The 19,612-nt window shown below is 37.1% G+C and carries 20 protein-coding genes and 5 pseudogenes; 7 read left to right on the top strand and 18 right to left on the bottom strand.

Annotated features, from left to right (window positions below):
- Window positions 1-42: 42 nt before the first annotated feature.
- The 12 genes and pseudogenes from spoIVCA to LJF29_RS20760 form a co-directional block, all read right to left on the bottom strand.
- Window positions 43-1,524, bottom strand: coding sequence for a site-specific DNA recombinase SpoIVCA (gene spoIVCA, locus LJF29_RS20820; RefSeq protein WP_413287396.1), 1,482 nt, complete (start codon window positions 1,522-1,524; stop codon window positions 43-45).
- Window positions 1,461-1,639 (bottom strand): annotated as a pseudogene (locus tag LJF29_RS21275) (hypothetical protein). Before LJF29_RS21275 ends, spoIVCA begins: the two are co-directional and overlap by 64 nt.
- 450 nt (window positions 1,640-2,089) lie before the next feature.
- Window positions 2,090-3,103 carry an NADP-dependent oxidoreductase gene (locus LJF29_RS20810; RefSeq protein ID WP_229150280.1) on the bottom strand — a complete coding sequence of 338 codons (1,014 nt, stop codon included), beginning with the start codon at window positions 3,101-3,103 and terminating at the stop codon, window positions 2,090-2,092.
- Window positions 3,104-3,567: 464 nt separating this feature from the next.
- Window positions 3,568-4,317 carry an SDR family NAD(P)-dependent oxidoreductase gene (locus LJF29_RS20800; RefSeq protein ID WP_087990793.1) on the bottom strand — a complete coding sequence of 250 codons (750 nt, stop codon included), beginning with the start codon at window positions 4,315-4,317 and terminating at the stop codon, window positions 3,568-3,570.
- Between the two features lie 359 nt (window positions 4,318-4,676).
- On the bottom strand, window positions 4,677-5,462 hold the full coding sequence (locus LJF29_RS20795; RefSeq protein WP_087990794.1) for an SDR family NAD(P)-dependent oxidoreductase: 786 nt from the start codon (window positions 5,460-5,462) through the stop codon (window positions 4,677-4,679).
- A 337-nt stretch (window positions 5,463-5,799) separates the two neighbouring features.
- The gene (locus tag LJF29_RS20790; RefSeq protein ID WP_124058663.1) at window positions 5,800-6,858 is read right to left on the bottom strand and encodes an alkene reductase; all 1,059 of its coding nucleotides are present in this window, start codon (window positions 6,856-6,858) and stop codon (window positions 5,800-5,802) included.
- A 14-nt stretch (window positions 6,859-6,872) separates the two neighbouring features.
- Entirely contained in the window at window positions 6,873-7,721 is an 849-nt protein-coding gene (locus tag LJF29_RS20785) for an alpha/beta fold hydrolase (protein WP_229150279.1), read from the bottom strand.
- Window positions 7,722-7,831: 110 nt separating this feature from the next.
- The gene (locus LJF29_RS20780; RefSeq protein WP_087993865.1) at window positions 7,832-8,407 is read right to left on the bottom strand and encodes a TetR/AcrR family transcriptional regulator; all 576 of its coding nucleotides are present in this window, start codon (window positions 8,405-8,407) and stop codon (window positions 7,832-7,834) included.
- Window positions 8,408-8,624: 217 nt separating this feature from the next.
- Window positions 8,625-8,767: pseudogene (locus LJF29_RS20775) on the bottom strand (tryptophan--tRNA ligase); the annotation flags it as partial.
- Window positions 8,768-8,991: 224 nt separating this feature from the next.
- On the bottom strand, window positions 8,992-9,996 hold the full coding sequence (locus tag LJF29_RS20770) for an NADP-dependent oxidoreductase (RefSeq protein ID WP_087993864.1): 1,005 nt from the start codon (window positions 9,994-9,996) through the stop codon (window positions 8,992-8,994).
- Window positions 9,997-10,006: 10 nt separating this feature from the next.
- Window positions 10,007-10,309 (bottom strand): annotated as a pseudogene (locus LJF29_RS20765) (zinc-binding dehydrogenase); the annotation flags it as partial.
- A 128-nt stretch (window positions 10,310-10,437) separates the two neighbouring features.
- A pseudogene (locus LJF29_RS20760) lies at window positions 10,438-10,559 on the bottom strand (TetR family transcriptional regulator); the annotation flags it as partial.
- 526 nt (window positions 10,560-11,085) lie between these two features.
- Between LJF29_RS20760 and rapE the strand changes: the two are divergent.
- From rapE to LJF29_RS20735, 6 genes are all read left to right on the top strand, one after another.
- Complete coding sequence (rapE, locus tag LJF29_RS20755) at window positions 11,086-12,213, top strand: response regulator aspartate phosphatase RapE (protein ID WP_229150278.1); 1,128 nt, start codon at window positions 11,086-11,088, stop codon at window positions 12,211-12,213.
- Window positions 12,203-12,337, top strand: a complete 135-nt coding sequence (gene phrE, locus LJF29_RS20750; protein ID WP_014114495.1) for a phosphatase RapE inhibitor PhrE — start codon at window positions 12,203-12,205, stop codon at window positions 12,335-12,337. The genes rapE and phrE overlap by 11 nt, the downstream gene beginning before the upstream one ends.
- Before the next feature lie 109 nt (window positions 12,338-12,446).
- Window positions 12,447-12,605: a hypothetical protein gene (locus LJF29_RS20745; RefSeq protein ID WP_003245945.1), complete on the top strand. Its 159-nt coding sequence runs from the start codon at window positions 12,447-12,449 to the stop codon at window positions 12,603-12,605.
- A complete protein-coding gene (locus LJF29_RS21365) occupies window positions 12,569-12,859 on the top strand; it encodes a hypothetical protein (protein WP_420709712.1) in 291 nt (96 codons plus the stop codon). Before LJF29_RS20745 ends, LJF29_RS21365 begins: the two co-directional genes overlap by 37 nt.
- 114 nt (window positions 12,860-12,973) lie before the next feature.
- Window positions 12,974-14,899: a ribonuclease YeeF family protein gene (locus LJF29_RS20740; RefSeq protein ID WP_229150277.1), complete on the top strand. Its 1,926-nt coding sequence runs from the start codon at window positions 12,974-12,976 to the stop codon at window positions 14,897-14,899.
- Between the two features lie 13 nt (window positions 14,900-14,912).
- Entirely contained in the window at window positions 14,913-15,200 is a 288-nt protein-coding gene (locus LJF29_RS20735; RefSeq protein ID WP_174616728.1) for a hypothetical protein, read from the top strand.
- A 109-nt stretch (window positions 15,201-15,309) separates the two neighbouring features.
- Here the strand turns inward: LJF29_RS20735 and LJF29_RS20730 are convergent, their stop codons facing one another.
- The 5 genes and pseudogenes from LJF29_RS20730 to LJF29_RS20710 form a co-directional block, all read right to left on the bottom strand.
- Window positions 15,310-16,194, bottom strand: a complete 885-nt coding sequence (locus tag LJF29_RS20730) for a DMT family transporter (protein ID WP_229150276.1) — start codon at window positions 16,192-16,194, stop codon at window positions 15,310-15,312.
- A gap of 320 nt (window positions 16,195-16,514) precedes the next feature.
- Window positions 16,515-17,339 (bottom strand): N-acetylmuramoyl-L-alanine amidase, encoded by an 825-nt coding sequence (locus tag LJF29_RS20725; RefSeq protein WP_229150275.1) that lies wholly within the window; start codon window positions 17,337-17,339, stop codon window positions 16,515-16,517.
- A 44-nt stretch (window positions 17,340-17,383) separates the two neighbouring features.
- A pseudogene (locus LJF29_RS20720) lies at window positions 17,384-17,551 on the bottom strand (phage holin family protein); the annotation flags it as partial.
- 99 nt (window positions 17,552-17,650) lie between these two features.
- Window positions 17,651-18,040, bottom strand: a complete 390-nt coding sequence (locus LJF29_RS20715) for a hypothetical protein (RefSeq protein WP_229150274.1) — start codon at window positions 18,038-18,040, stop codon at window positions 17,651-17,653.
- Window positions 18,041-18,156: 116 nt separating this feature from the next.
- Window positions 18,157-18,693 (bottom strand): AAA family ATPase, encoded by a 537-nt coding sequence (locus LJF29_RS20710; RefSeq protein ID WP_229150273.1) that lies wholly within the window; start codon window positions 18,691-18,693, stop codon window positions 18,157-18,159.
- A gap of 268 nt (window positions 18,694-18,961) precedes the next feature.
- On the opposite strand from LJF29_RS20710, the gene LJF29_RS20705 reads away from it, so the two are divergent.
- Complete coding sequence (locus LJF29_RS20705; protein WP_229150272.1) at window positions 18,962-19,480, top strand: ImmA/IrrE family metallo-endopeptidase; 519 nt, start codon at window positions 18,962-18,964, stop codon at window positions 19,478-19,480.
- Between the two features lie 47 nt (window positions 19,481-19,527).
- On the opposite strand, the gene LJF29_RS21360 is transcribed toward LJF29_RS20705, so the two are convergent.
- A partial coding sequence (locus LJF29_RS21360) for a hypothetical protein (RefSeq protein ID WP_250622095.1) occupies window positions 19,528-19,612 on the bottom strand: 85 nt, incomplete at its 5' end.

Here is a 19,612-nt window from a genome sequence, read left to right as displayed (position 1 = left end):
AATGAGATTGTAATTACAAAAGGGGGGTGCATACACCCCTCTTTAATAAGTTTCAATATATACGGTGTCAGAATCCACAACGGTAACTTCTTTCACGATAAAGTTAACAATGGTTTTTTTATCTTCAAGAGTTAAGTTATCCGCACCGATTGATTGAAAATAGTCGATAGCTCTGTTTAGAGCATTTTCGCTTGAGCTTGTATCATCTAATACTTTCATTTTTGATTTAATTTCGTTACACTTTTCAGTAAGTTGGTTTTGCTTTTTTTGCAACTCAATAATTTGTGCTTTGATTTCATCAATATCTAAATCATCGTCATCGCTTAGGCTGATTAGCGTTAAAAGACGCTTGCGGCCTTTTTTTGTTTTCTCTATCTCTTTTTGAATAAGTTCTAATTCGTCAGACAGGTGATTTGATTGTTCAATCTCTTTAAAAGAAGCATACTTTTGAGGATTTGTGATGAATTTAAAAATTTCACCCCATACATGCCGGTTTAATTTATTCTCAGACATTTCTTTTCCGCAGCCGCGGTCCTTTGCTCCAGAATAATTTTTCCGGCAAGTATACACATAGTAGTCTTTACCATGTGATTTTCTTTTCTTTCCTGTCATTGTATTTCCGCATTTCCCGCATCTAACCAAACCCGATAACAAGTAATTGTGAGGGCTGATACTCAAGTGCTTTCTTTTACTTTGACCTAAGAGTTCTTGAGCATAATCCCATTGTTCCGCTGGGATTATTGCTGGAATTGACACTGTGATCTGCTCCTCTTCAGGTCTTATTTTAATTATAGATTTGTTCCCCGCCTGTTTTGAAACATAAGAACCCTCAGTGTCATATTTATACTGCTTGTGTTCACCCTTATAAGAAGAGTTCATTAATATCTGACGAACAACCTGCCTATGCCATACTTTGGCGCCTTTTTTTGTTTTAACCCCCATTTGAGATAAGTGTAGAGCAATACCATTTACTCTGCCGAAAAAAGGGCTTTTATGATCGGTGAAATAGTTGAAAATCATCCGAATGATTTTTGCTTCCTCTTCATATATCTCAAGAGTTCTTTTCTCTTTAACAAATTTATAGCCATATAGTTTAGAATCTTTAATGATCATGCCTTTTTTCATTTTTTGAAGTCGGCCGCTTGATGTCCGTTCTTTGATTTTGGCTTTTTCAAATTCTGAGATTGCCCCGCGCATTGCGAAAAACAATTGACCCTCTGGAGAATTGGCGTACTCTCCATTAACAAAAATCAATGGTATGTTTCGCTTTCGGAGTTCATCATCAATGATAAGCTGATTCATTAATTTCCGAGAAAGACGGTCTGGATCGTAACAAATGACTTGACTTATTAGTCCTTTGCTTGCATCCTCCCTCAAGCGATTCAAAGCCGGACGTTCTAAAAGCTCTCCAGAAAATCCTTCATCGGCATACTTCAGCACATCCTTTGTCCCTGCTTTCTTTATACAGGCTTCAGTCTGGCTGTCGATGCTCGATCCCTTGATCGCTTGTTCCTCGGTCGACACCCTTACATATATTGCTATCACCCTGGATCTCCTTCCTATAAAGTTTTATAAAATAATGATAGCAATCGTTAATGCATTTGTCAGCTTGCGGTCCCTCGATGATTATTATCTTCATAAAATGCATCACCCCTTGGGTAATGCTATGTAATAACTGTTTGTCCTAATGAGGTGATTTTCAATGAGTATGAAAACATTATAAAAAACCGATAGTTTGAAACCATCGGTTTTTATTGACATTTACTAATGCCTAAGTCCCCAATAAAGAGTTTTCTTTTATAACTAGGCATATAACATGCCACTGGTGACATTTCTGTTAGAGCAACCGCCTGTCCAATTTCACCCCAACATTTTTTATAAGAAACAATTAAAATGGCTAATTCTCCATGTTCTATAATTACTGATACAGGACTCCGGCTTTCTGAAGTTTTTCTATGATCTAATCTAGCTTTTTATCTTTACCATTTCTTAATCAGCAGAACTCGCGGTTTGTAACACTTTATTATTGCCTTTCAAAATCCTTTACATAAATGATCTCAACTTTTTGACTGCTTTCTTCATATTCCCCTTAAAAATTAATAATCACTTTCCCTTTTGGTCGTCCATTTGCGACTAGTTTTAGCGCTTCATTTACGTTTTCTATGGTAAATCGTGTTGGATGAATTGCTGGAACAATGTTATTTTCTTCAATGATTTTGGTAATCTCTTTAAGTTGGGCGCCGTCAGAACGAACGAAGATAAAATGGTATTCCACGTTTTGTTTCTTGGCTTTGCGGTCATAATTTGCACCAGCAAGGGAAAATAGAATTTTTTTCCACGATGGGAAATTTCGGTCTTTTCCGAAACGTTTATTTGGTCCTGTACGGAGAGAGAGCAATCTTCCCCCTGGTTTGATGATACTCAATTCACTGTCAAACTCTTTAGGACCCAGTGTATCAATCACGTAATCCACATCAGACAACAAGTCAACATAGTTTTCTGTTGAATAATCCAAATATTGATCGGCACCCATTTCCAAAGTGCGTTCGCGCGCTTCTGAGCTGCCACTAACAATGACATTTAGGCCCATTGTCTTTGCGATTGGTACAGCCATTTGACCAAAACTGCCTGATCCACCTGGAATGAAAACAGATTTACCTGACTGTGCCTCAAGTTCTTCATGCAGGCCTTGATACGCTGTAAGTCCAGCCAGTGGTGCAGCAGCCGCTTCCACGTAAGACAAATTTTTTGGCATGGGTGCAATTGCGGCAGCGTCAATTGCGGCATATTCCGCAAAACCACCAATTTTTTCTAGCGGGAGACGTGTATAGATGGCATCTCCTACGCGGAAGTTCGTTACATTTTTTCCCACTTTTTCAACAACACCTGTCAATTCATTACCAAGCGTTAATGGGAATTCATAATCTTGAATCAGTTTCACGCTACCTGTGATAATCAACATTTCGAGCGGATTGACCGCTGCAGCTTTGACCTTTACCAAGACTTCGTTTTCATCGATTTCTGGAATTGGAATGTCATTGACTTTGGCATGGATATTTTTTGAATACTTGGTGATCTGAGCTGCTTTCATGAGTGTTTTCATTTTTTTCATTAGCATCCTTCCATTGAGATTATTACAGCCGGTGTTCCCGCACTCCATCCGTGGAACAGACGTTAAAGTTCATCAGCCCATAGCGTCCGAATGCAGTATACGCCTGCCAGTAAAGCACAATTCATGCGTCAAGCATTTTTCAGTTGTATGCCATTTTTAAGCAAAAACTACTTTTTATTCCCTCTTTTTCTGTACAAAAATAGAGAGTCACTTCCAGTTCCAAACTGTTTGTGGAACCTTGATATTTGCCATATAAGTTATGCTTATCCTTTCTGAGATTCTCATTCTTTCACGTAGGATAAGTAACCTTGACCATCGTCAGGAGGTTGTGTACCTTCACTAATAAGTAATCCCATAGATGCTCTTTAAGCATATTAAAGGGAACTTAGTTCTCCTGATGTACCATCTTCTTGCGCACTGCTACGTGTCATTGGTGCCATCGCCAAACGATTATGTTACCATACTAGTATTGGATAGATCGGCTTTCTCAAATTGAATTCATAGTTTTCATCTACAACCCCCACCACTTCATCTTTGTAATAAACCTCCATCATAAAACCTGCCATTTGCTTAGCTGTGTGGTACATAGGGAGATTTGCTTTGTAATCAAACTCTTTCTTATCATTTGCATGTTTTGCGAATTCTGTTTCCGTCATTGCTGGTGCTAAAACTTTTGCCTTCATTTTCGCACCTTTCAGTTCAAGTTCTTTTGCAAGCCCTTCGGTGAAGGCACTAACATAATATTTAGAAGCAGAATAAGCAACACTGCCAACAGCAATTACATATCCAAGTGCTGAGGATACGTTAATTAATTGAGTTCCCTCTACATCAGCATAATCTCTTACAAATAGTGTAGAAAGGATTGTCAAGGATTCTATGTTAACGCGTAACATGGTTTCTACTTTATCTAAATTCTGATCTATGACAGAAGAGGTTTCACCAAGCCCGGCATTATTAATCCAAGTCTCAATTTGATACTCCTTTAAACTGTTATACAGTGTATATGCCTGATCTGTGACAGATAGGTCACTTGTACGAATAATAACATCTAAATCAGGATTTAGATTCTGAATGGTTGATTTAAGTTCTTCTAATTTATCTAATCTTCTAGCTACAATAATTAAGTTTTTGCCACGAGCAGCAAATGCTAATGCTGTCTCATATCCTATACCTGAGCTTGCTCCTGTAATAACTGTGTACTTCATATTATTCTCTCCTTAAAAATATTTTCAGATTGGTGTTAATTAATTCAAATAACAAGATATATCTCAATCTAGTGTTGCCAAAGTCAAATCGATAATGGTTTCTAATTCTTTTTTATCATTTGTTGTTTTTGCGAATACTCGTATTCCTACGAGTGAATTATGAATAAATTGAGAAAGCCCTTTGATATCATAGTGTTTAGAAATTTCTCCTTGTTCTTGACCATGTTTCAGCAGATCAAATAAGGAAGTTTCCGTCTTTATAACAGTCTCTGTAACTTTTTTAGTAAACGATTTATTCCATTACGAGATCTTGGCTAGGATGGCAGATCATAATCAACTGCCACTCACCCTCAATTAGGTCAATGCCCTGTTCTTTGCTGTGTGGATCTGACCATACGGGTCACCATTTTGCGCGGCATCAACCGCGGAAGGAATGCCATGAACCGGTTGCGAGCACCTGGCATTATGAACGTCTTGCCGCGTAAGAAGCCTCGGTACCCTTCCTCAGCCACCTGCCCGGCCTCCATGATAGCACCACTCTGGAACAACTTCGATTCACCAATACCCGAACGATCAACGAAGCCGGTTGACGTCAGACCCGGACATAGTGCCGTCACAGTCACCCCTGTGCCGCTCAGCTCGTTCTCCAAAGCCTCGGTAAACGACAGCACGTACGCCTTCGTTGCGTAGTAAACCGACATCATAGGTCCCGGGAAAAAAGCCACCAACGAAGCCACATTCATCACGCCTCCTTGGCCCCGTTTGACCATATCTGGCAAGAACAGTTTCGTCATAACAGTCAGAGCCTTGATATTGACGTCAATCATATTCGTCTCTTGTTCTAACTGCGTCTCCAAGAATGTCCCGTACAAACCGAAGCCGGCATTATTGACAAGATAGTCGACGACGATCCCCTTCTCCTTGAGCTCCGCAAAAATCTCCTCCGGCACGCCGGGTGACGCCACATCCTTGGCGATGACCGTCGCTTGACTGCCATATCTTTTCCGATATTCCTTCGCTAGCTCCAAAAGCTTACCCTCGCTACGCGCCACCAGCACCAAATTATATCCTCCCTTGGCGAAACGATCCGCCAACTCTTTGCCAATTCCACCTGATACCCCGGTGATAAGAACAGTTTTTTTCATTTGACAGCACACCTCCATTTTTAGTTTGAACTTTTAAAACGTTTTACAGCGTTTCTTACTGCGAGTTGTTACTATGGATGTATGTTATCCATAATTCAAATTTTTGTATCAAGAGGATTTATACTTGCCGCATATATCTCAACTAAGACCTCGCCATTATTTATTTTGGGCTTAGGGAAGTAAAAAATTTGTTTTTTTTACCGTAGTTTTCAATCGCTAAAGCTTTCGTTACAATCCTCCACATTTTTATTTAACGCACATGTATCTTTTCCTAACGAACCTAAGAAAAAAGAATATGAATATCCCTTCCCTAGATGGGATATTCATATTAAATAAATTATTTTAAGAAAGGATAATCTGTATAACCTTCTTTTCCTCCTGCATAGAGCGTGTTTTGATCAGGTTCGTTTAGGGGAGCACCTGATTTAATCCGTTCTGCAAAGTCTGGATTAGCTAGTACCCAAGTGCCTACTGTGACAACATCTGCAAGATTATTATCTACATCAGACGAAAGTTGATCTAGAGGACGACCTGGACGGTTAACAAGAAGTGCTTGATCCCAAAGTTGACGCACATCTTTTAGGAATTGCTCGTTTCCAAAGTGCATTAAATGCAGATATGCAAGGTTAAGCTTATTTAATTCACTTATTAAATAGCGATACATCTCAAGGCTATTTTCCCCTTCATCAATGCCTTGCAGTGTTCCTTGAGGAGAAAAACGGATGCCTGTTCTTTCTGCTCCTATTTCATCAACAACTGCTTTAGCTACTTCAATAGCGAATCGAGAACGCCCCTCAATCGTACCACCGTATGCATCTTGGCGATGATTGGAGTTTTCACTAAGGAATTGCTGGATCAGATAACCATTCGCTCCGTGAATTTCTACTCCGTCTGCACCAGCTTCAATTGCTGAACGAGCTGCTAAACGAAACTCATTGATAACATCTTTTATCTCAAGCTCACTCAGTTCTCTTGGTGTTGGAATTTCTTTCATTCCTTCTGCCGTGAAAATTTCTACACCAGGTGCAATAGCTGACGGTGCAACTGCTTGGCGGTGGTGAGGGGTGTTATCAGGGTGTGATACACGTCCCACATGCATAAGCTGAATAAAAATATGACCGCCTTCACTATGAACTTTAGAAGTTACTTTTTTCCACCCTCTAATATGATTTTCTGTATAAATACCAGGTGTATTCGTGTAACCTTGCCCATCATCTGAAGGTTGGGTTCCTTCACTTATAATTAAACCGACTGAAGCACGCTGACCATAGTACTCTGCTACTAAATCGCTCGGCGTACCATCTGGTAAAGCTCTATTTCTAGTCATCGGAGCCATACCTATACGATTTTTTAAGTCAATGTTTCCAATACGAACTTTTTCAAATAATCTGCTCATATGAATACTCCTTTTTAATAAGAATTAGAATCAAGAAATAAATTTACGTGTTCTGCAAATAGTTCTGGAAATTGAAACAGATGCCCGTGACCAGAATCAGGATATATAATCAGCTGAGCTTTGGGTAATTTCTCTGCTAAGATGTAACTGTTTTTAGTCGGTACCATTACATCATTAACACCATTAGTAACAAGTACAGGGTGTTTGATGTTTTGTAACCATTCATAATCATGATTAGATTTTTGTTTAGCCCATTTTGCAATGGCTTGTAATTGTGCCTCTTTTACTTGTTCTGAACTGTTTACTTTTTTCTGATTAAAAATTCTTTGTAGTGAAGCCATTCCTGCAGATTTACTTGTTTCGGTTTGCGCGTAGAAAAAGAACATAAAATCATTTATTCCATCTTCCTCCGTTCCGCCGTGACGATTCATTCTTTCAAAAATCTCTGGATTTGGATTAATACCAGATTCAGGCGAAGTACCTGCCATAATAATTTTTCTTACTAAATCTCCTTCTTGTAAAGCTAGCTCTTGTGCAACCATACCACCAATGGAAAAACCAAGAATGTCAACTTGTTCTAATCCAAGAGCTTTTATAAATGTTGCTGTATCTTTTGCCATATCAGCAATTGTAGTAGGCGTTAGTCCATCTGTCTCACCAACCCCTTTATTGTCAAATAAGATTACTGGGCGTTTATTTGCAATAGGTTCAAGCATGTCTGGATCCCAGTTTTCCATCGTTCCTCTAAAGTGAACAAGAAATACTAGTGGTATACCATCTTGTGTACCAAATTTTCTATATGCGTAACGAGTTCCATCTGCTTCAATAAATTCTGATACTGATGGTATTTTAAAGTTTGTCATTTTTGTGTTCCTCCTTAGAAATTAAAAAACGATTTTATAAGTATGCATTATGATGGTTTGTTTCATGCTAATTTTAGAATGAACGTTCTAAATAGGGTAAAAAAAGAAAGCTAGTCCAACACTGAAAGTGCTAGAGTAATGATGCCTTCTAATTCTTTTTTACTGTAATTAGTTTTTATTAGTACTCTTATACCTACCAAATTGTTGTGTAAGAAACGAGATATGTTATCAGAATCGATTTCTTTTGATATCTCTCCACTAGTTTGGCCCCGTTTTATAAGGTTATTAAACATATCTTCAGTACGGTTAAACATTTTTGTAACTATGCGTCCAATTTCTTTGTCCAACAAAGATAATTCAATGGCTGCATTTACTGATAGACAACCTTTTGGGTATTGTTCCATGGAATTCAGTACGAAAATAAAAACATCACGTATCGCCTGTTTAATGGATGAAGTGCTGCTAATTATGCTTTCCATCTCATTGACGATGAGCTCTTCATAGTGATTAAGGGAAGCTAAAAACAATGAACGCTTGTCACCAAATGTGTCATATATACTCCTGCGGTGTATCCCCATATGATTTACCAAATCTTGCATGGATGTTTTTTCATAACCCTGTTCCCAGAAAAGCTCCATTGCTTTTCTTAATACTGCTTTTTCGTCAAACTCTTTACTTCTAGCCATTTTTTTCTCCTTAAAAAAATCAATGAATCAATACTAACAAAAACAAACGTCATAATCCATTGTAGAATGAACATTCTCAAATTAACACATGAATTTCAAACCATGATTAAATAATACCCTTTTTAGAACGATAAGTAAAGAATTATAAATTTAATCATCAATATATTTGCTCCACATGTTGGATTTGGTCTTTTCCAACGGGAACAAAATCAGACTAAAACAGGAGAATATCAGCAGCCATTAAAATGAGATAGTATATAACCTCATGTTCACACCGGCATCCACATCTAATCCTTCTTCTTTGTTCTTGTCTACTTTTGCTTTGTATGCACGAGCCCTATTTATTAAACCTTTCGGTTTATAGAAGATAAAATCCAACTGGTCAACCGACTTCACTTGACTGACATCCGCAGCAATGCCTATTAAATTAGGGTTATCTTTGATTGCTTGGTCAATATTTTATTTCGAGTGACTAGTGACAATCGCCGTGTTGCTCATTTCAAGAATCTTTTTCGCATATGCATAGCCTATACCTGACGTCCCGCCCCTCACTAAAATCTTTGTCAATTTTATGTTGTTGTTTCTCACTCTTGTATAATCAGAAGAATCTTTCCTTGAGCTTTCCCTTTTGCGATTTTGGCAATAGCTTCGTTCACTTGCCGAAAAGCAAATGTCGAATCAATGGTTGGTTTGATGCCCGCTTCATCAATCCACTGGGTGATGTTTTTTAGTTGTTTGCCATTGGGCTGAACATATAAGAAATCATACGTTTTCTGTTGAAGATGTGCCGCTATATCAAACGGCATGCCGATCACACCGAAAAGAAGCCTCTGCAACGTTGAAAATCCGCCATGTTGAATTGCAAAACGTGCATTTGGACCAGCATTCAATGACAATAATTTTCCGCCAGGTTTTAAAACACGTAATTCATTCCTGAACTCACTTGCACCACGAGTATCAATCACGTAATCGAAATCTTTCAGCACCTCAACATAATCTTGCTTCTGATAGTCGATGAACTGGTCAGCACCAATGGATAGCGCTAAATGACGAGCTGATTCACTACCACTGACAGCTACAAAAAGCTTCTTTGATTTCGCAAACGGAATGGCAATCTGCCCAAATCCGCCTGTTCCACCAGGAATGAACAGTTTTGTGCCAGGTTTCACGTTCAGTACATCGAAGGCTTGAACAACAGTCAGAGCCGATAATGGAATGGCAGCCCCTTCTTCAAAAGTAAGATGTTTTGGCATTTTCGCAACGATATTTGCATCAGCCACAACATATTCTGCAAAGGCACCCATTGTATCTAGTGGCATTAGCGCATATACTCTGTCGCCCTTATTAAAGTCTGTCACCGCTTCACCAACCGATTCAATCACACCTGAAAGTTCATTTCCGAGTGTCAACGGGAAATCATAGTGGTCAAAAACGCGCACCTTTCCAGTAATCGCCAATATAAGATGTGGGTCAACGCCCGCCACATTTGTTTTGATTAACACTTGATGTTTGTTTATTCTTGGAATAGGCACATCGTTGATGTGAGCTTCTAGCTTTTTCGAGTAGCTGTGTATTTGGACTGCTTTCATCATGTCCCCCTTAAAAATTAATAATCACTTTCCCTTTCGGTCGTCCATTTGCGACTAGTTCTAGCGCTTCATTTACGTTGTCTATGGTAAATAGTGTTGGATAAATCTCTGGAACAATGTTGTTTTCTTCAATGATTTTGGTAATCTTTTTAAGTTTGTGCGCCGTCAGAACGAAGATAAAATGGTATTCCACGTCGTGTTTTTTGGCTTTGTGGTCATACTTTGCGCCAGCAAGGGAAAATAGCTTTTGTTTCCACAATGGAAAATTTTTGTCTTTTCCGAAACGTTTATTTGGTCCTGTACGGAGAGACAAATAATTTTCGTATAGCCTACTGAACCGTTAATTCTGTTTTCACATCCTTACTCCCATTACTTCTACATAGTGACTTAAGGCCGCATAAATAAAGTATGTTTGTCGCCAAATGTATCATAGATACTTCAGCGGGGAACGCCCATATGGTCCACCAAGTCTTGCGTGGATGTTTTTTCATAACCCTGTTCCCAGAAAAGCCCCTTTGCTTTTCTTAATGCTTTTTTTCATCAAATTCTTTATTTCTAGCCATGTAATCCCTCCTTAGAACGTATTGCCTCTTATTTCTGAGAAAGGATTGACAACTTTAAATCATTCATCCCTCTCTCAATATATTCTATACCAATTGAAGAATGATCATTCTCATTTGAGTAGCAAAACAGTTAGATCTAACGAGTTTCAAGTATATCAAATTTAAGAACGATATCGGTAGAGAATTTAGAATTAATCATGTGTTTTATATGGCTATGTGTGGCTATTACCTGAATTTTAATGAATATCGCTCCATCTTATTTCTACTCAAATCAGTTCTGTAATGTCATTGATGCCAAGTCATTGCACTCCTACAAGGGAGTTTAATAACTCTAAAGCAAAAAACAATAAAGAAAATATAGATGATATCTTCTATCTTAGAAAAAGCCTCTCAACATAGTAGTGTAATAAAAAAGTTATTGCGGTCTCACCGAAAATTTAAATTGCGGTGCCCTATTGCCTTTTTCTGCGAACACAAACTTGTTAATATTTACATTACTAGTAGAGTTAAGGGAAGGGTGAATATCTTGATATCAATCACATCAGCTGAAGTGGGAATGAAAATTAATGAATGGCATAGGCATATTCAAAAATTCAACGTTACTGATGCTGAAATGTTAAAAGCTGAAATAGAACGTGATATAGAGGTTATGGAAGAAGATCAAGACTTGCTTATTTATTATCAATTGATGGCCTTTCGCCATAAGATCATGCTGGAGTATACGCTGCCATCTGATGAAATCCGAATGAAACTTTCAGAATATTTAAAGAAAATCGAAGGCCATAAGAAAAAACTAGATAATATGCGAGCTTATTATTATAACTTCTTCCGTGGGATGTATGAGTTTAGAAACGGTGAATATACAAAGGCTATTACATATTATAAAAAAGCTGAACGTAAAATTCCTTCGATCTCCGACAAGATTGAAAAAGCAGAGTTTTATTTTAAGTTATCCGAAGTCTATTATCATATGAAAATGACTCACATCTCAATGCACTATGCTGAACTTTCATACAATATCTATAAGAAACACGAGCTTTATTCTGTTCGGCGTATTCAATGTCATTTTGTGATTGCCGGCAACTACGATGACCTTGAAAATCATGAAAAAGCTCTCCCCCACCTTCAAGAAGCTTTAAAAGGTGCCGAGCTGCTTAAAAGTAAAAATACTCACATCTATGCCACTGCATTTTTCAATCTCGGCAACTGCTATCACAAAATGGACAACTTAAATAAGGCTGCACGTTACATCGAACAAGCCTTGGTTCAATACAGAAAAATAAACTCTGACGTACTTCCGCAAGCTTATCATGACCTAGCGTTGATTTATTTTAAACAAGGGAAAAAAGAACAAGCAATGGATTGCTTCCGCAAAGGAATCAGAAGTGCTGTAGATTTTAAAGACGAACTTTTTATGAACTTATTTGAAGCATTAGACGTTCTTTATATAAGAAATGGCGATACACCTAAACTCCTCAACATTTTTTCTCGTTTAGAGAACGGCAAAGGATACCCTTATCTGGAAGAGCTGGCATTGTTAGGAGGCAACCTTTTCGATTATAATGGAAAAATAGAGGATAGTATCATCTGTTTCAAGAAGATGGTATATGCTCAAAAACAAATATCGAAAGGGGAATGCATGTATGAAATCTAAATTGTTTATCAGTTTATCCGCCGTTTTAATTGGACTTGCCTTTTTCGGATCTATGTCTAATGGCGAAATGAAGGAAGCATCCCGGAATGTAACTCTAGCACCTACTCATGAATTCCTTGTTTGATTCGATAAACAACATTAGTTCTAATTCCCTTTAGCCGTTTCATAACGGCTTTTTCTTATTTCTGATACTGAAAAAATCCATCATACATAAAGCTTTTGAGGTGAACATTTTGGACTTATTTGATGAATGCTTAGAAGCTCTAGGGAAAAACAAAGAAATCTTATCAGAAGAATTAACGGCAAAATATTATGAACTGCTTTCAAACAGTTTCCCTTTACATCTTGGGGACGAATCAAGTGGAAAGAAGTTTGTTGTCATCAATCTATAGTTTACGAGGAAGAGATTTACGATTGGCTAGCTAAACACCATTTTAAAGATAGGAACATTATTATTCTTTGGGGTTACGGAGAACAGCCAGCATTAAAAACCAGTCTTGAGCATGCATTAAACGTAATTGATGATGTAACTGCCGTTGGATCAGATACTTTTATGTTTAGTGAATCTGGCTACGTTATCGAAATTTTTCATGATGGCGATGTTACAATTGGAAAGTCCCCTTTCATTGAAAGGATTAGCAAATAGGTAAAATGACACAGATCGAATGATTCATTTCCACCATTTGATCCACATAACAGTTAGTTTCATCATTCTTCCATGGTAATATTTTGTTATATGATTAAATGAGAGGGTATGATTATGAAAGTCTTTGAAGCTAAAACACTTATGTCTGAAGCTACAGACCGCGCCAAAGAATATAAAGAACTAAGGACGCAAATGGTCAACTTGAGAAAAGCTTTACAAAGCGTCGCTGAACTGGACGACAGCGAATTCTCAGGTAAAGGCGCTAATAACATTAAAGCATTCTATCACGATCATGTAGGTGTCACTGATCAATGGATCGACTACATTGACATGAAGATCGCATTTTTTAACAGCATTGCCGGAGCTGTCGAGGACAAAGGCCTCTCTGATGCTTATATTGAAGAGTCTTTTTTAGAACATGAACTGGCTAACGCCCATAAAAAATCCAAATCCATCATGTCTGAACAGAAAAAAGCCATGAAAGATATTCTAAACGATATCGACGAAATCCTCCCGCTCGACTTGTTTTCAACAGAAACCTTCAAAGATGAGCTTGCAGATGCCAATGATAAACGCAAAAAAACAATTGAAAAACTAGGTGACCTTGACGAAGATTTACTGACAGAGTATGCCCTGTCAGAACCTAATGAACAATTCATCAAATCCGACTTCCAAAAGCTCCAAGAAGCAACGGGCAAAGGCAAAAACGCTACACCCATTCACTACAACGCCAAGGCGTACCGTGAGAGTGATATACATAAGAAAAAAGGCGATATTGAAAAGCAAACGGCAGCTTATTTGACGATTAAAAAGAAAGAAGAAAAAGAACGGGAAATCGAAGAATTACAGAAAAAGCTCAATACGTTGGTTGATGATCCTGACGAGTATCTAAAAGTTGCTAAAGAGATTGGATACGACAACCTCACCACTGAACAACAGGAGTATGTTAAATCCCTCGAGTTTTGGGATAATCCTCTTCGAGCGACCAAGGATATTTTGAAAGAACAGATTGACGGTGTATATGAAGGTTTATTAGCCGGGATAGATGATACAGAGAAGACAGTTAAAGAATATTTAGCCCCTATAGATGCAGCGGGTAAAAAATATCTAGGTCCAGTATATGAATACTATAAAGGCAAACAAATGGCATATTATGATTTTTCGAAAGAAACTGGTGAAGGGCTCTTAGGAATTGGAAAATTCGGGATCGATCTCGGTTTAGATCCAAAAGGAACGATAAAGTCCGTTTTTGAATTCGACTATAAAAAAGCCTGGGATTCTACTTGGAATGAGGTAAAAGAAAGCTGGGATAAAAACTTTGTACACGGAGATATGTATTCACAATCGCACTACACCACATATTTCACTTTAAATGTAGCCAGCTTATTCATATCAGGTGGCGGTGGTGCTGTTACAAAGAGTGGATCCGTCGTTTCAAAGGTCGGGAGAGTCACAGAGAAGGGAATCAGCAAGTCGGGTAAAAAAGGGGTAAACAGCGCCGGAAATGTTGGTAAGTCTGCATCAAAAAAAGTAATAAAAGACACCAAAGATTTTGGGGAATTTTTAAAAAAAGGTTTAGAGTCAATACCAAATCCTTTTGCTAAAGAACTTCTGTTAGCTAGTGATGTTCCTATAAATGTGCTAAACTTACAAAAATCTGGACAAGATACAATTCAACAAATTAAAAAGTCTTTTGATCTTGACCATGGTTCTAAGGGGAATACTAATAGTAGCAAGGTAACCAGTGAAGCTAAATCAGTATCGAATATGAAAGAATTTTTTAATGATGGATTTGGAAAAAGTATAAAAAACAATGTTACAAAAACAAAAAATCAATTCCAAGGCCAATCAATCTATGAAGTTAATAAAAAATTGGATAATCCATATCTGAAAAAAGGAGATAGATTTTATTTAGATAATTTGCACAAGGATCATTTAGAAGTTTTCGATAAAAGAGGAAATTTAAGAGTAGTGTTGAATTTGGATGGAACATTGAACGAAGTTAAGACTAAGAATGCAATTGGAAGAAAATTAAAATAGGTGGTTATGATAGATGACAAATATTGATAAAATCTTTAGTACTTTAAAAGAATTAAATGAAAAATATAATAGTACATTAATTTCAAAAGAAGAACTTTTAGAAGAAGAGGAAAATATTAAAGAACTTCCGCAAATAGATGAAAGAATGAATAAAGTTTTAGCTAACTTAAGTCAAATTGAAGATAAAGAAAAACTAACTTCTGAATTAATACAGTTACATTTAGTAATAGGTGATATAGAATGGCAATTTGACCAAATACATGAGATGGTTAGACAGGTAATAGAAAATATTGAGGATTAATATTATAAAAAAGGCCCTCTTTTCAAGAGGGCCTTTTATTTCAATGACGGTTCAATTTTCTCTCTAGTCTTAGGTCCATAAATGTCGTCCTAAGTAACCCACACATAGACTAAAACCGTTTGACGCACTCTTGTGTTCTGCGAAACCTTATTTCACTAGCAAAAGTAGACCCTAATAAAAGAACTCCACCTATAATTTGTAATAGCGTGAATTGCTCTTGTAATATTAGACCAGAAATGAGAATAGCCACAAATGGGTCAACATAACTCAACACAGCTATGCTCTGACCCTTTAATTTTTCCATGCCAGAGAAAAACAACCAGAACCCTATTCCTGTGTTTACAATCCCCAGAAAGATTATAAAAGGAATTGATGATGATGATACACTTAGCATGTTAAGTCCTTCTGTAATAAGGACGTATGGTAGAAGAATTAAAGCTGTGACCAACAGTTGGAAAATGGTTACTTCCAGCCGATTCATCTCTTTAATAAACTTATTTAACAACATTAACGCAGCATAAAATGCAGCTGCAATTAACCCCAAAATAATCCCAATTAAATCCTCTCTTCCGGATGCACTAACACCATTTCCGACAATGAACATCATCCCTAATACTGCTACGAAGATACATATCACTTTTTTAAAAGAGAGTTTTTCCTTTAAAAAAATAGGTGAAAGTAACATCACAAAAACAGGTGCAAAATAATAACCTAACGTGGCATTCGTTAGTGTTGTATACTCATAGGATTGATAAAGAAATATCCAATTTCCTCCCAAAGCAATGCCCGATAAAAAAAGAAATATCCCACAACTTTTTATTTTTTGCCAGGAGAAGCTTTTTCTCTTATTAATAAACACAAGTGTTAAAAAGAGAAAACCAATTGAGCTACTTAAAAATGCTGTTTCACTCGAAGATAAGTCAATGTATCTCACAATTAAACCAATTGTACCAAAAATAATCATTGATAATATAAACTGTATGCTAGATTTCATTTTCTACTCCTTCGAATCTGCGAAACAGCTTATATTTCGCAGATTCTTAATCTGTTTTAAATATAAGCGTGTTTATGAGCAGAAACGGTGGTGGTGGAGAAGTAGCAAGTCTAACACTCGGATTTGTCATTGAATTTGATAATGGCATAAATAAACCAACCTCCAGTTTTTTTGGTTAGATAAGTATATAATAAAAATATTTGGATGTATATTAAGAATTTTTGGATATAAAGGTTGTAATGGCTAATGGCAAAAGTCACTCAACCAAAATTTTGCTATTTAAAAGGATAAGGAGCTGTTTTATTATTCTTAGAGCTTGTTCAGTTCCTCTTTGATAGAGCTTCAAGTTTGGCTTTAGTCTTAGGTCCATAAATTCCATCAGCAGATAGTCCATGCATCAACTGAAATCGTCTAACTGCATCTGCTGTTTTCGGTCCATATACGCCGTCGATACCGTTATTCTTCGCTCCTTTATCCGGGTAGAAATAAAGAGCCGCAAGTGCTTTTTGAATCTGCCTTACGTCGTCTCCTTTTCGCATCGGACTTGTCACTTTATAGATGCCAGAAGGCAGCGTATATGACGTTTTCTTGCTGCTTGAGCTTGTTGTTTTCTTTTTGGCTGTGCTTGTTTTGCTTGAGCTTGTTTTCCCGCCCAGCGCCTTCAATTCTTTTTCAATGGCAGCCTTAACCTCGTCCCATCTTCCCTCTGACAAAATACGGTGTGGGCAATACTTGCCGTTCCAGTCTTGGTGCTTACGGACACGATCAACACCCCATCCGCGTTCTTTCAGTAGCTGCGCCACAAACTTAATAGCAAGCTTTTCCGCTGCCTTATATCGTGCCCCTCCTGACTTGCTATAACAAATTTCGACACCAATCGACTTACGATTCCCTGTACCGTTTGTTCCATCTCCTGTGTGCCAAGCGTTACGATTCGTTGGAATACCTTGAATGACTTGCTTATCGTCTACTGCAAAGTGAAAACTCGTTGAGCTAGAGTTATTCTTCATGTAAGAAATTTCATTGGCTGCTGAAGCATCGTTCGCAGTGTTATGAATAGTGATATATTCAGCTTTCATTGGATTAGGACATTTCAATCCATACTTTGATTTAGAGACTAAATTCTTAACAACTTTAACGGCCATATATCCTCTCTCCTTCTGTCTGTGTAATAAAAAAAGCCACTGGCTTAGCCAGCAGCTTTGTCTGCGTTATTCTTACTCTGTTCTTTTTCGCTCTCAATTGTTTGCAATCGATCTGTTATCGTTGAAGGGATTTTAACACCGATCTGTGCTAAGTTTTCAGTTATTGACAAACCTTCATTAGCGATATAAAAAAGAACGAATTGTAAGGAAAGGAAAAACTGCTCCTAAATCTGTTTAAATCTGAACACAAAAGAACCGCGACTGGCGGTTCTTTTATTGTATATTCCTGTTTTAAATATACTGATTCATTATCATTGGACAGTACCATAATCAAAATCAATATCTTTCTTGTCTAAATCCCCCTTAAAATTTTTAGCATAAGTCATGGTTAAATGTACACTTTTATCTATCCACCAAGTTCCATCATCAGTGTTCGTATCCCAAGTAACATCTATATCCCTGCCCAAATTCTCAAAAAACACCAAATTTCCAACAGCTACTGTTTTTCCGTTGATCTTGTAATATATTAAAACAATTTTCTTATTGAATATACCTGTCCCGTGCTTTACGATTGTTAAACTGTAAGGCTTATTAGGACATTGCTGTTCAAGTATAACTTTAGGATTTAAAAATAAAACATAACAAATGAATAGAATTGGTACAATCATTAACCTTTTTAAGAATTTTTTATTGATATTCAACCCCTCCAACAGCATACTGATAGCGGTATAAAAAAACGTGATCCGTAAAATGCATTACTGGAACTTTCTTTGATTTTTAAATTTATTTTCTTATGCAGCTATCGCTATCCGTTAGTTTAATTAGAATTCAGATAATCCAAGACACGGTCAACTCTTTCATTGACTGAGTGATCGCCTTCAATCTTTAGCACTGGACAAGATAAATCTTCCATCCAATGTTCATGCAAAGCTTTACTTCTAACTTCCATTCCAGCATTATCATATAAAGAAGCCCACTCTAAAAATGCTTTTGATTGTTCATATTTACTGCCACCGGCTAACACTTCATTTCCATAACGCTGAAATTCCCTATGCCTTAATCTCTCAAGCCGTATTTCTTGTGGAATCCATAAGAAGACGACAAGGTCAAAATAACTTTTTAGATTATCGCCCCAGCCACACACTGCACCAGAAAGAATCCATTTCTCATTTATTGTTAAGTCTTTTTCAAGCAACTTTCTTCTTTCAGAAATTTCTCTTTTTTTAGTGAATTTATCTAACCAATAGTAATTATCAGTATCAAGATGCGTATGAGGCAAACGCTTTGATAATGCAACACCCAATGTTGAAGTTCCGACACCAGAGGCTCCCAATATGTGAATATTTATTTTCATACTTCCCCCTCCTTATTAATCAACCAAACTCCCTGTTTGTTGCATAAGGCACATACTATTATTTTGACATAAATTCCTAAAGACCTTTACTTTTCTAGAGAAATCCAGATGTGTGTTAAAATTATCATTCTTACGAAAACAGCCATTATTAAACGGATTCATATTCCATCTTTTTAGACGCATTTTCCTATGAAAAAAGTCTTGCTTTCCATATAATATTTAAACGAATCCAATTTTTAGATTGTCGTCTTTAAGGAGGTTTTTCATCTTGAGGTATACAAACAGTCATTTAGAGGATTGGATTGAAAACTTATACAGGAAGATTGATATTACAGAACCAGAACAAATTAATTTTGAACGGATTGCCGAGTCATTAGATATCAGGCTGTCGTTTAAACCTGTTACAAGCTTCGCACTTAAACACAGCGGAATTTATAATATATGCTTGGACAGTCGAAAAAGCCGAACTGAACAATGGTATGATTTCGCTCATGAATTTTGCCATATATATAGACATGAAGGTGATAAAAAAACAATGCCAACAACCTGGACTGATTATTTAGAGTGGCAATCCAATTATTTTACATATCACTTTTGCATTCCAACTTTCATGTTGCGTAATATTAATCTTTCGTACATACAATCACATGCAATTGAAAATATGGCTTGGCTATTTAAGGTATCCCCTTCGTTTGCGAAGAAACGTTTGAACATTTATTACAGGAAGCTGACCCAACATATATTTAATCAATCAGTGACGGGAAATCTGTGCACCCCCCTTTTGTAATTAATAATGAGATTGTAATTACAAAAGGGGGGTGCATACACCCCTCTTTAATAAGTTTCAATATATACGGTGTCAGAATCCACAACGGTAACTTCTTTCACGATAAAGTTAACAATGGTTTTTTTATCTTCA

It is taken from the genome of Bacillus sp. LBG-1-113 (assembly GCF_020708615.1).
GTDB lineage: Bacteria > Bacillota > Bacilli > Bacillales > Bacillaceae > Bacillus > Bacillus mojavensis.
The sequence above is the reverse complement of the archived record's forward strand: the minus strand, read 5'-3'. Positions and strand labels throughout refer to the sequence as shown.